12 protein-coding genes are annotated in these 12,232 nt (G+C 71.9%); 8 read left to right on the forward strand and 4 right to left on the reverse strand.

The features are described from left to right. Window positions 1-106 precede the first annotated feature (106 nt). Window positions 107-478, reverse strand: a complete 372-nt coding sequence (locus BJY18_RS32690) for a hypothetical protein (RefSeq protein ID WP_184783714.1) — start codon at window positions 476-478, stop codon at window positions 107-109. Between the two features lie 337 nt (window positions 479-815). On the opposite strand from BJY18_RS32690, the gene BJY18_RS32695 reads away from it, so the two are divergent. From BJY18_RS32695 to BJY18_RS32730, 8 genes are all read left to right on the forward strand, one after another. Beyond that, entirely contained in the window at window positions 816-1,124 is a 309-nt protein-coding gene (locus BJY18_RS32695; RefSeq protein ID WP_184783715.1) for an STAS domain-containing protein, read from the forward strand. Window positions 1,125-1,515: 391 nt separating this feature from the next. Beyond that, complete coding sequence (locus BJY18_RS37865; protein ID WP_184783716.1) at window positions 1,516-2,481, forward strand: helix-turn-helix domain-containing protein; 966 nt, start codon at window positions 1,516-1,518, stop codon at window positions 2,479-2,481. Between the two features lie 88 nt (window positions 2,482-2,569). Next, the gene (locus BJY18_RS32705) at window positions 2,570-3,682 is read left to right on the forward strand and encodes an STAS domain-containing protein (RefSeq protein ID WP_184783717.1); all 1,113 of its coding nucleotides are present in this window, start codon (window positions 2,570-2,572) and stop codon (window positions 3,680-3,682) included. A gap of 103 nt (window positions 3,683-3,785) precedes the next feature. Beyond that, window positions 3,786-5,801, forward strand: coding sequence for a SpoIIE family protein phosphatase (locus tag BJY18_RS32710; protein ID WP_221458062.1), 2,016 nt, complete (start codon window positions 3,786-3,788; stop codon window positions 5,799-5,801). 30 nt (window positions 5,802-5,831) lie between these two features. Continuing rightward, complete coding sequence (locus tag BJY18_RS32715; RefSeq protein WP_184783718.1) at window positions 5,832-6,059, forward strand: DUF2188 domain-containing protein; 228 nt, start codon at window positions 5,832-5,834, stop codon at window positions 6,057-6,059. Between the two features lie 37 nt (window positions 6,060-6,096). Continuing rightward, entirely contained in the window at window positions 6,097-7,296 is a 1,200-nt protein-coding gene (locus BJY18_RS37870) for a zinc-dependent alcohol dehydrogenase (RefSeq protein ID WP_184783719.1), read from the forward strand. A gap of 75 nt (window positions 7,297-7,371) precedes the next feature. Continuing rightward, the gene (locus BJY18_RS32725) at window positions 7,372-8,307 is read left to right on the forward strand and encodes a glycosyltransferase (RefSeq protein WP_184783720.1); all 936 of its coding nucleotides are present in this window, start codon (window positions 7,372-7,374) and stop codon (window positions 8,305-8,307) included. Then, window positions 8,304-9,515, forward strand: coding sequence for a glycosyltransferase (locus BJY18_RS32730; protein WP_184783721.1), 1,212 nt, complete (start codon window positions 8,304-8,306; stop codon window positions 9,513-9,515). The genes BJY18_RS32725 and BJY18_RS32730 overlap by 4 nt, the downstream gene beginning before the upstream one ends. 44 nt (window positions 9,516-9,559) lie before the next feature. Here BJY18_RS32730 and BJY18_RS32735 read toward each other — a convergent pair whose 3' ends face one another. Genes BJY18_RS32735 through BJY18_RS32745 form a run of 3 tightly spaced genes read right to left on the reverse strand, consistent with a single transcriptional unit; the run spans window position 9,560 to window position 12,176 of the window. Next, window positions 9,560-10,450, reverse strand: coding sequence for a glycosyltransferase family 2 protein (locus tag BJY18_RS32735; protein WP_184784995.1), 891 nt, complete (start codon window positions 10,448-10,450; stop codon window positions 9,560-9,562). Window positions 10,451-10,452: 2 nt separating this feature from the next. Then, window positions 10,453-11,313, reverse strand: coding sequence for a glycosyltransferase family 2 protein (locus BJY18_RS32740; protein WP_184783722.1), 861 nt, complete (start codon window positions 11,311-11,313; stop codon window positions 10,453-10,455). Then, on the reverse strand, window positions 11,310-12,176 hold the full coding sequence (locus BJY18_RS32745; RefSeq protein WP_184783723.1) for a polysaccharide pyruvyl transferase family protein: 867 nt from the start codon (window positions 12,174-12,176) through the stop codon (window positions 11,310-11,312). The genes BJY18_RS32740 and BJY18_RS32745 overlap by 4 nt, the downstream gene beginning before the upstream one ends. Window positions 12,177-12,232 lie beyond the last annotated feature (56 nt).

The raw sequence follows: 12,232 nt of genomic DNA on the forward strand, positions 1-12,232 counted from the left end.
GAGGTGGAGCGGCGAGGTGCAGCGGCGAGGGGGAGCAGCAAGGCGGAGCGGCGAGGGGGAGCGGAGAGGCGAAGCGGCGAGGGGGAGTTGTCGCCTGATCGGAGGTTCAGGGGGCCGCGAGATCTCGTACCGCCGCGTGGGCCTTGCGCAGTTCCTGACTGACGAGCAGCCCGGTGTAGTGGGCGACCGACATGCTGTGCCCGGCCGACGCCACCGCGTCGATGGTTTCCCGCGCCGTCGCGGCCAGCGCGGTGTGCTGGAGCCGCCCGGCCAGCAGTGCGCGTTCCAGCTGGTCGTGCAGCGACGGCAGCACCTGGGAGAGGTCGTCGGCGAGCTGGTGCAGCAGGCCGAGCGTCCGGTACAGCTCTGCGGGGGACTCGAGGTCGCGGCCACCGGTTTCGTGACGAAGCCGGCGCAGTGCGGCGTGCGCCTCTTCGGCCAGCGCGACACCGGGCGGCGGTTGCCGGAAGGATTCCATCCCTGCCCGGTACCCACCGCGGAACCGGGTAACCGGCGCGGCGCGACCCGGCGCAGCACCGTCCACTGTGGATTACCGACGAGTTCGGACAGCACCCGGTCAGGGCTTCTCCGCGCCGAACCGCTGGCGTTCGGCGGACAGGGCGGCTACGGTCATAGTGCGGTCAAGCAGCAGGCTGCACCTGATCTTCCTGCATCCGGGTGTCAGTCGTCGCGCGCCGCTATCGCGCGATCGCGCTTCAGCCCGGGCCCGGGTGCGGCTGACGAAAGGCGCCACCGTGAGAAACGCCGTAGACGAACTTCATTCCAGCACCCTCGGGCAACCCCATCCACTCCACATGGGCACTGACCGTCCCACGTCCGACACGGTCGTCCTCCGGGTCGGTGGCGACGTGGACTACGCGAGCACGCCGCGGCTGCACCAGCAGCTCCAGGACCGGTTGCACGGCACGATCAGCACGCTGGTGATCGACCTGACGGACGTGTCCTTCCTGGGCTCGGCCGGGCTGCGCGCGCTCGAATTGGCGTACCTGCTGGGCCGGGAGCGTGGCGTCCGGGTCAGCGTCCGCCCGCCCGCGGCCCCGACCGTCCGCCGCGTGATCCGGATGTTCCCGATGCAGTTCGCCACGGCGATCGAACCCGCCTGAGGCGGGCGGAGGCAGAGAGGTGAGGGTGGCCCGTCCCGATCTTCCGGCGACAGGGTCGGGATCCCGGCCGTCCCGGTCCGAGCCACCCTCCGCGTGGGCGGTCGCAGCGCGATGACTTCCACCTGCGCGCCCGCCCGGCTGCCCGTTCACCGCCGAGCCGCGACCCGGTCCGTGGCGGCGAGCACACAGCCAGGCCACTTCGGGGTGTGCATGGCGTCCTCCTCACCGGGCTCGGTCTCGCTGCGGTCGACTCCGGCTACCCCCTGACCGGACAGCTACACCGGAAACGCGCGTTTCACCCTTCCGTGCGGGCGAGAAGAACTTCGGTGATTGACCCCGGGCAGAGCGGGTATCCGCCGCGCGCTGCTCGCGCGTTCGATGAGGTGATCCTGTGGCACACCAAGCGGGCGATCTGGTCACCCGGAGCAGCTTCCAGACGGAAGATCCTCAGCTCGCCGGGCAGTTCCTCGCCGAGGCCTACGCCGACAACGCGATGCGCGTGCGGGGTGTACCGCAGCGGTTCCGGCTGCGGCAGGTGCGGTATTCCGCCGGCACTGTGTGGCTCGACGACTACCGCAACACCATGGACGTCGCCTACCGCACCGAGCCGCTCGGGCACCTGCTCGTGGCGCAGGTGTCGGCCGGCCGGTTCGAGCGTTCGACGGAGGGGGTCACCGAACAGTACGGTCCCGGTGACGTGTTCCTGCTCGCCGAGCCCGACCTGCCGCACAGCTGCCGGTCCGAGGACGCCCAGGTGAAGCTGGTCGGGCTCGCCCCCTCGACCGCGGAGCTGGCCCGCCCCGACGGCGTGCCCCGGCCCCGGCTGACCGGCATGCAGCCGCGCACCGCCGCGGACCGCCGTTCGTGGCGGCGCGGGGTGCAGTACCTGCAGGCCGTGCTCGCGGACGAGAACGCGACTGCCAGCCCGCTCGTGGTCGGCAACGCCACTCGCTTCGTGACCGAGCTTTTCCTGGCCACCTTCCCGCACACCGCAGTCGAAGAACCTTCGGTCACGGAACGGCACGACGTGAATCCGGTGACAGTGCGCCGCGCGATGGCTTACCTCGAAGAGCATGCCCACGAACCCGTCAGCCTCACTGAGCTCGCCTTCGCGGTCGGGATGACCCCGCGCGGCTTGCAGCACGCCTTCCGCCGGCATCTCGGCACCACGCCGATGGCCTGCCTGAAACGGATCCGGCTCGCCGCGGCACACCGGGACCTGGTGAATGCGGACCCGGACCGGGGAGACACCGTCACGCGGATCGCCTCCGGCTGGGGCTTCGCGCACCTGAGCCGCTTCGCCGCCGACTACCGCACCGCCTACGGCAGGCATCCCGGCCGCACGCTGGCGAGCTGATCAGCCCTGAGCTGGTCGTTTTGCGGATAGCCGACAGCCGCGCGCAGGGGCACTGTGGATCTTCGGACGGTCCGGACGGGGGAGCGAGATGCGGCGATGGGAGGCACGCGCCGAGCCGGTGGCCGGCGAGCGGATGCCCCGGCCCGTGCTGATCGTGGTCCGCGGGGACATCGACGGGGCGAACTGTGCCGACTGGGGACACCGGCTGCGTGAGCTGGCCGCGTCGTCCGGTTCGGACGTCCTGATCGACCTCTCCGGCCTGACTTTGCTGACCGCCTCCGGTGGCCGGGTGCTGGCTCACCTCGCCGAGCAGTGGGGTGCGGCCGGTCGCCGGACGCGGATCGTGGTGGGCGCCAACCCGGTGGTCGCCCGGGTCGTCGAGATCGCGGAAGCCAGGGTGGTGCTGACCGTGCACGAGTCCGTGGCCGCCGCGCTGTCGGCACCCGATCGGCCGGCGTCCCTGCCGGACAGCTGGTTCGTGATCCGGGAAGCGGTGCGGCAGCTGCAGGAGCAGTACGGGCTGTCCGACGCCGGGCCCGCGGTCAGCCTGCTCCAGTCGGTGGCGCGTGAGCACCGGATCCGGGTCCACCGGCTCGCGGCCGCCGCGGCCGGCCCGGCGTTCCCGGGGCAGCCGGCCGCCGGGGAGGCGGCCGAACCGATCCTCCCGTTCCCGGTGGGCGCCGTCGCCGCGCCGAAATTCGTGACGGTGCTCGACCACGCGCTGAGAGCTGCCCTGCGCGCGACGGAGACTCCGGCCGGCTACGCCCAGCTCGTGGCAGGCGGTTTCCTGCGGATGGCCAGCGCCCACGGGATCGGCCGGGACCTGCGGCGTTACCTCGGACAGCCGGGGCACGAGTCGACCCCCTGCGCCCGTGCGGCCCGCGGCGGAACCAGGGTGACCGTCGGCGACGTCCGCGAGGACGTGCCGCTCGCCGGGACGCCCGCGCTGGACATGCTGCGCGCGGAAGGCATTCTGTTCGCGTGCAGCACACCGGTCGTCGACGGGGAAGGCCGGTCCTGCCGTGCGGTCCTGTCCCTTGTGGACGGTCGTGCCGGACGTGGCCTCACCTACGCCCAGGCCGACGAGCTCGACCGGATCGCCGAGGCAGTGAGCCGCTGGGCCCAGTGGGACGACGACCGGCGCGTCCGCACCGCCGTGTCCGACCTGCACGCCGCTCTGGCTGCCGGAACGCCTTCCTGACCCATCCGTTCGGCCGCACCGCGGCAGGTGTGGTCCGGGGAATACGGGGTAGCCGCCCTCGACGGGCAGCCCGGCCGATTCGCCGGAGGGTGGTGAGGCGGACGTGGCCGACGAGGCGGACGAACGAATCGGTGACGCGCGGACCGTCCGGGACCGGTTCGAGTCACTGGGGCTGATGGCGATCTCCTATCACGGACCGGAACTTCGCGTCGTCGCGGCCAATGCGGCGTTCCGCGCGTTCGCCGGCAACCAGCACCTGGTCGGGCACACCATCCGGGAGCTGTTCCCGGAATGGGAGGGACAACAGCTGATCCAGGTTCCCGAGCACGTTCTGCGCACCGGGGAAAGCCGGATCGGCCGGGAATGGCGCATCCAGGTCGAACGCGAGGACACCGGGCAAGTGCGCGAGTGCTTCGTGGACTACTTCGCCGAGCCCTACCGGGACACTGACGGCACTGTCGTGGGCGTCAACGGCTACTGCATCGACGTGAGCGAGCAGGTCCGTCGCCGCCAGGAAGAACAGCACCGCGCCACACATGCCGAACAGCGCTACGAACAGGCCCGTGAAGTCGTCACCGAACTGCAGCGGCGGCTGCTGCCCTCGGGACTGCCGGTGCTGCCGTCCGCACAGGTCGCCGGCAGCTACCTCCTCGTGGACGTCGAGAACGCGGCCGGCGGCGACTGGTTCGACGCGATCCCGGTGTCCGCCGACCGCGTCGCGCTGGTCGTCGGTGATGTCGTCGGGCACGGGGTGGCCGCGTCCGCGGCGATGGGGCAGCTGCGCGCGGTCCTGCAGGACCGCCTCGACGAGACCGGTGATGTGCTCACCGCGGTCCGTGCGGCCGACCGGGTGGCGGACCGCGTTGCCGAGGCGAGCGCGGCGACCGTCTGCGCCGCGCTCGTCGACCTCGCCGACGGTACGGTGACCTGCTGCAGCGCCGGGCATCCGCCGCCGCTCCTGGCCGGCGCGGACTCCGCCCGGTACCTGCCCGCCTCCGGCAACGGGCCGCTGGGCACCGGCTCCGACTACAGCGTCGTGACCGACCGGCTCGATCTCGGCCAGGTGGTCCTGCTCTACAGCGACGGGATCCTCGAACGGCCCGGTCGCGAGCCCGCCGCCGCGACCGCCGAACTGGCCAGGACGGTGGCCGACGCCGTCGCCGGACGGGGTCTCGCCGACCACGAGCTGTCCGCGGTCGACCGGGCCTGCACGCACACCCTGGAACTCCTGGTCCGCCTGACCGGGCACACCGACGACATCACGTTGCTCGCCGCGCAGCGCCGTACCCCTTCCGCTCCGCTGCGCCTGTGCATGCCCACCGGACCGGACGCGATCGGCACCGCACGGCGGGACCTGGATTCCTGGCTGCGCAACCAGGAAGCCGGCGACGAGGACCGGTCCGCGCTCGCGCACGCGGTGTCCGAACTGGTCACCAACGCCGTCGAGCACGGTCATCCCGACAGCACCGCCGGCACCATCACGATCAGCGCCGACCTGGACGCCGGTGGTGTGGTCCGCGTCGTGGTCGCCGACGACGGGCAGTGGCGCGAACGCAGCCGTCCCGGTGACGAATCCTTCCGCCGCGACCACGGTCTCGGGCTCGCGATGACCGCCAGGTTCGTCGACGCCCTCGACCTCGACCACGACGAGAGCGGCACCACTGCGATCCTGCGTCACCGGTTGTCCCGTCCGGCGCGCCTGCTCACGACCGGGCAGCTCAGCGACGGCGTCCCGGTCCGGGGCCCCGACGAACTCCGCGAGCTGACTCTGGTCCTCGACCAGCCACACGCCCCGGGCAACCGGATCGCCGTGTACGGCCCGCTCGACGCGACGAACATCGACCACGTCGCCGCCGAACTCGATCGGTTCACCCTCGGCGGCACCCACGACCTGACCGTCGACCTCACCGCGGTCACCCACCTGGCGAGTACCGCGGTCAAACTGCTCTCGCCCGTCAGCGCGCCCGGCGACGGCCACCGCCGTCCGCCGCTGTGCCTCTATGCCCCGCTCGGCAGCGTCGCGCACCAGGTCCTGACCCTGGTCGCGGTGCCGCACACCACGACCGATCCCGATGTCGCCCCAGGCGCAGGGGGTTTCGGCGCACCACCGGACGGGTAGGCCGGGCTTTCCGGGAGAGGAGGGCGCCCGATGGAGGGCGACGTCGAGACGGTGTACGAGAACGGGCTGTGGAAGAACCGGGTGGACGGTCACCAGCGCGCTTCGAACGTGGCAAAGACCCGCGAAGAGGCCGTGCGGACCGGGCGGCACATGGCGAAGGCCCGCCACGTCGTCCATTGCGTCCGCGGCGAGAACGGCGAAGTCGTCAGCCGCGACGACTACCGGGCCAGCCCGCGCGGAGTGCCGCTCCCACCGTGAATCCCGGTGAAGATCCCCGAAAACAGGAGGAGAACCGGTGAAAGCAGTGGTGTGGCACGGAGTCGGCGACATCCGGCTCGACGAGGTGCCCGATCCGAAGATTCTCGAACCGAGCGACGCCATCGTCGCGATCACCCGCAGTGCGATCTGCGGGACCGATCTGCATCTCGTCCGGGGCACGATGCCCGGCATGGTGCAGGGAACGGTACTCGGTCACGAAGCGGTGGGCGTCGTCCAGGACGTCGGCCCCGCGGTGCGGGGCTTCGCACCAGGCGACCGGGTGGTGATCCCGTCCACGATCGGCTGCGGCACCTGTTCCTACTGCCGTGCCGGGTACTACGCGCAGTGCGACCGAGCGAATCCGAACGGCCCGTCGGCGGGAACCTGCTTCTTCGGCGGCCCAGAGGGCACCGGACCGGTCGACGGGCTGCAGGCGGAGTACGCGCGGGTGCCGTTCGCGATGACCTCGCTGGTGCGGATCCCCGACGAGGTGACCGACGACCAGGCGATCTTGCTGTCCGACATCTTTCCGACGGCGTGGTTCGGTGCGCGGCTGGCGGAGGTCGGCGAGGGGGACAGCGTGCTCGTTCTCGGCGCCGGCGTGGTGGGTCAGTTCGCGATCGCCTCGGCGAAACGGCAGGGGGCCGGCCGGGTGTTCGTGGTCGACCGGCTCGCGTCCCGGCTGGAGAAGGCGCGTGCGCAGCAGGCCGAACCGGTGAACTTCGACGAGGACGATCCGGTCGCGCTGGTGCGGGAGCTGACCGGCGGGATCGGTGTGGACCGGGTCATCGACGCGGTCGGCGTCGACGCGCAGCGGCCGTCTTCGGGGCCCGCCGCCGGAAAGTCGGCGGAGCAGGCCGCCCAGTTCGAACAGGAGCGGGTGGCCGAGGCACCGGACAGCGACACCTGGGTGCCCGGCAACGCGCCGAGCCAGGCCGCGCGCTGGGCGGTGGATGCGGTGGCCAAGGCGGGCACGATCGGCGTGATCGGGGTGTACCCGCCGACGTTCGACGCCTTCCCGTTCGGCGCCGCGATGAACAAGAACCTGACGCTGCACATGGGCAACTGCAACCACCGGCGGTACCTGCCGGAACTGCTCGACCTGGTGCACACCGGCGTGGTGGACCCGCTGACGTTCGTGACCCAGCACGAGGCGCCGACGTCGGCGATCGAGGCGTACGAGACGTTCGACCGCAGGGAAGAGGGCTGGCTCAAGACCGTGCTCGACGTGGCCTGATCAAGCGGCCCAGGACGGCTGGGTACCCGTTCTGTGGCCAGGTTTAACGGCGAATCCACGGGCTATGAATCAGGCATGAGGATCCTGCTCTGGCACGTGCACGGCGCGTGGACCGACGCCTTCGTCCGCGGCCGGCACGAGTACTTCGTCCCGGTGAGCGCCGAGGGCGCGCCGTGGGGACTGGGCCGGGCGGGGAGGCCGTGGCCGTCGGTGACGGAAGTTCCGCTCGAGCGGCTGGCCTCGGCCCAGCCGGACGTGGTGGTGCTGCAACGGCCGGAGGAGATCCCGATCGTCCGGCGGCAGCTGGGTTCCCGGGTGCCCGCGGTGTACGTCGAGCACAATGCGCCCCGGGACACCGCCGCGGGATCACGTCATCCGCTGGCCGGACAGGACGTGGTGCGCCTGGTGCACGTCACGCACTTCAACGCGCTCATGTGGGACAACGGGATCGCACCGGTGGAAGTGGTTCCGCACGGCATCCCGGACCCCGGGGAGCGCTACACCGGCGAACTCGCGGCAGGCGCGACGATGATCAACGAGCCGGTGCGCCGCGCCCGGGTCACCGGGGCCGACCTGCTGCCCGGGTTCCGGGAGATCGCGCCGGTGCACGTTTTCGGCATGGGAACGGGGCAGCTGCCCGGCGGCCAGGGGGACGTGCCGCCGCCCCGGCTGCACGACGAGCTGGCGCGGCGGCGGGTCTACCTGCATCCGGCGCGCTGGACCTCGCTCGGGCTGTCCCTGCTGGAAGCCATGCACCTGGGCATGCCGGTGGTGGTCGCGGCGGCCACCGAGGCGCCGTCGACGGTCCCGCCCGAGGCCGGCGTCGTGTCCGCGGACGTGTCCGTACTCGCGCGCCGGTTCCGCGAACTGATCCACGAACCGGATTTCGCCGTGCTGGCAGGGAAAGCCGCTCGCGAACACGTGCTGCGTCACCACGGTCTCGGTGCCTTCCTGGCGCGGTGGGACCACCTGCTCGACGAGACCGTCCCTGCCCTGGAAGGAGCCCGATGAAGATCGCCATGGTGTCCGAGCACGCCAGTCCGCTCGCCGCACTCGGCGGTGCGGACGCGGGCGGCCAGAACGTGCACGTCGCCGAGCTGTCCGCGGCGTTGACCCGGCTCGGGCACGACGTGACCGTCTACACGCGACGGGACGACAAGAGGGCCCCTGCGCAGGTGCAGACCCCAGCGGGCTACCGGGTGCGGCACGTGCCCGCCGGTCCGCCGCGCGTGCTGCCGAAGGACGAACTGCTGCCGCACATGGGGGAGTTCGGCAGCCGGCTGCGCGACGACTGGGTGGACGCTCCGCCGGATCTCGCGCACGCGCACTTCTGGATGTCCGGTCTGGCCACCGCGCTGGCCGCCGGCGAGCACGGAATCCCGACCGTGCAGACGTTCCACGCCCTCGGCGTGGTGAAGCGCCGCTACCAGGGCAAGGCCGACACCAGCCCGGCGGACCGGATCCGGCTCGAGCGGATGATCGGCAGGCAGGCCGGCCGGATCGTCGCGACCTGTTCGGAGGAGGTGCTCGAACTGGCCCACCAGGGGGTGCCGCGGCACCGGATGTCGATCGTGCCGTGTGGTGTCGATCTGAGCCGGTTCGACGTGGACGGCCCTGCCGCGCCGCGGACCGCGGCGCGGCGGCTGGTCGCGGTCGGACGGCTGGTGCCGCGCAAGGGATTCGACCTCGCGATCGCCGCACTGCCCTTGGTGCAGAACACCGAACTGGTGATCGCGGGCGGACCGGACTCGGACGCCTTCGAGGCGGATCCCGAGGTGCAGCGGCTGCGCCGGCTGGCCGAGCGGCTGGGGGTGGCCGACCGGGTGCACCTGGTGGGGCAGGTGGCCCGCGACGACATGCCGGCCCTGCTGCGTTCCGCGGACGCGGTGGTGTGCACGCCGTGGTACGAACCGTTCGGCATCGTGCCGCTGGAGGCGATGGCCTGCAGCGTGCCCGTGGTGGCGACCGCGGTCGGCGGTCTCACCGACACCGTGGTCGACGGGGTGACCGGCCGGCTGGTCCCGCCCCGGTCACCGAAGAAGCTGGCCACGTGCCTGCGGGAGCTGCTCGCCGAACCGGCCGAGGTGGAAGCCTTCGGCGCGGCGGGGCAGGAACGCGTGCACGCACGGTACTCCTGGGACCGCGTCGCGGAGGAGACCTTGCGGGCCTACCAAGCGGTGCTCCCCACCGGGGAGCTGAGCCACGTCGGCGGACGCTGACCGGGTCCGGGTAACGGCGTACGTACGCCGTTACCCGGACCCGGTCAGCCGACGTAGCGGCGGGCGGCCGAGTTCCGCTGGGGTTCTTCGAGAAGCCGTAACCCGCGTTCGACCTCGGCCGGTACGACGGAACGTTCCCGCAGCACCCAAGGCAGGCCGCGCAGGCTTTCGGCCACCGCGGCCAGCGTCGTGCGGTCCCGGGGTGCGCTGGCGAGAACGGCGGCGGCCCGGCGGAGGACCGACGGCCACGGCCGCCGCAGCATCAGCGTCCACAAGGTGTTCCGGATGCCCAGCGCCCGGCGTCGTCGGGCATCGCGCACGCGCGACGGGGCGTGGTGAATCACGACGTCCTCCCGCCAGCACATCCACCAGCCGCGCGCGGCCAGGTCCAGCGCCAGCAGTTCTTCTTCGCCGCCCAGCCAGAACCGCGGCGAGAACCCGCCCACTTCCCGGAACGCGCTCACCCGGAAGGTGCTCAGCCCGGCCATGATGCCCAGCAACGCCGGACCGGGCAGCCAGTCCGGCGCGGGCACGGGCGAATACCGCATCTCCGGGGTGATCGGGTCCTCCCGCAGCTCGGGTTCGACGAGGCAGCGTCCGGTGACGGAGGCCAGTTCGGGATTCGCGTCGAGGACGTCGGAGGCGCGGGTGAGCGCGCCGGGCTGCCAACGGGTGTCGTCGTCGCAGAACGCCACGTACGGCGTGGTCACCTCCTGGACCGCCAGATTGCGGCCCACCGCACCGAGGTTGCGCGACGAACGCAGCAGCCGCACAGCGGGAAACTCGCGGGCGACCAGGTCCGCTGTACCGTCCTCGGAAGCATTGTCCACCACGAAGATCGGCGGCTGTTCGGGAAGCGCGGTGAGCTGCGTGAGCGTTTCCCGCAGCTGCTCTCGCCGGTTGTGCGTGATCATCACGAACGAGGCGCGGTGCACGTTCATCCCTCCAGCGTCCGGGCTTGCTGTTCCACGGAGTCGGGCAGTACCCGTCGTCGGGCGAGTGCGCGTGGGAGCCGGAGCAACGCCGTGGGCAAGGCGCCGAGCAACGAGGGCTCGTGTCCGGCGCTTCGCGCGAAGTGCCGGAGCTGGGTGGCACATACCGCGCCGGGCCGGCGCAGCCAGCCGATCAGCAGCTGGTTGCGGGCCTCCGCCCGGTGTCGCCAGCTCGCCGACGGGCGGGACGGCGACGGATGGTGGTGCGCGACCACGTCCGGCACGTAGCACAGCTGCCAGCCCGCGGCGGCCAGGTCGTAGGCCAGAAGTTGTTCCTCGGCCCCGAAATGCAGCATCGAACTGAATCCGCCGGCTTGCAGGAACGCGGTGCGGCGCACGACCGCCGAACAGGCGAGGAACCCGAGCACCAGGGGGCCGGGCGCGTCCGCCGGAGTCCCGAGTGGACTGTGTTCGAGTGCCGGGGTCACGGGATCCTCGCGCTCGTCCGGACCGACGAGCGTACGGCCGGCGATCAGCGCGAGTCCGGGATGGGCGTCGAACAGGTTCTCCGCCCGTGGCAACGCGTCCGCGGCCCACCACGAGTCGTCGTCGCTGAACGCCACGTACGGTGTCCGGGCTGCGATGACCCCCTGCGTACGGGCGGCGGCGCCGTGGTTGCGGGGGCTGCGGATCACCCGGACGCCTTCGCCTTCGTATGAAGCGGCGACCCGGGCGGTCTCGTCGACAGAACCGTTGTCGAGCACGATGACCGGTGGCTTCGGGTCCATTGTGGTCAGTCGATGCAGGGTGCGATCCAGTTCGCCGGCCCGGTTACGGGTGGCGACGACGACGGTGGTGCGGCTCACGACAGTCCTTTCAGCTCGCCGACGAGTTCGCCCAGCGGTCCCGGAAACGGGTGCTCCCCGGCAGCCCTTGCCCGGGCTTCGGCGCAGCAGCACCAGTCGAGCCGGGCGGTGAGATCGTCCGGGGTGGAGTCGGCGGGCAGCACCGGCCAGTCGAGCACGGCTCCTTGCGCACTCACCTTCCCGCCACCTGCGATCGGGTCGACGGCGAGCACCGGGATGCCCGCCTTGAGTCCGAGGACGAGGCCGTGCAGCCGCGTGCTGACCACCACGTCCACCCGGGACAGCACGGCGACGAACTGGTCCGGTGTCGCGCAGTGCCGCCAGTCGTCGGTGGCCAGCCGGGTGTCGAGCGGGATCCGTCCGCAGTCGACCGAACGCAGCCACTCGGTGAGTGTGTCGTGCACCGCCGAATGCCGGCGTGCGTCGCCGTATTCCGGCTGGTCCGGCGCGAGGACCACGGCCACCACGGGCGGCGAGCCGACCCGGCCGGCCAGGGAGAGGTCGGCGCTGCGGGCGTCGCCGTCGTCGCGGGGGAACACCGCGTCGAAACCGGTCGCCGCGGGGTCGGCCGGATCCGGTACGGAGACGCCGACGGCGATTCGGGCGCAGCCCGCGTACCGTTCGTGCAGCTCCCGGACCTGGTCGCCGTGCAGGGGCCCGCAGGCGAACACGAGGTGGGTGAAGTCCTCCGGGGGACAGTCGTCGAGCGACGGTTCGCCGGGGAGGAATCCGGGACTCCACGCGGTCACGTGGGCGATCCCGGCCTCGGTGAGGGTGTCGCTCACCGCGTGCAGGCTCAGCACGTCGCCCGCGGAGGCTTCACCGCGGGTGAATCCGGCCCAGCCGGTCAGCAGTACTCGCATGACAACCGGTTACCCGGGCAGGCCCCCGGTTAACTGCCGGGTAGGCGGGTACTCGC

Origin of the sequence: Amycolatopsis jiangsuensis, from assembly GCF_014204865.1 — a bacterium.
Taxonomy (GTDB): domain Bacteria; phylum Actinomycetota; class Actinomycetes; order Mycobacteriales; family Pseudonocardiaceae; genus Amycolatopsis; species Amycolatopsis jiangsuensis.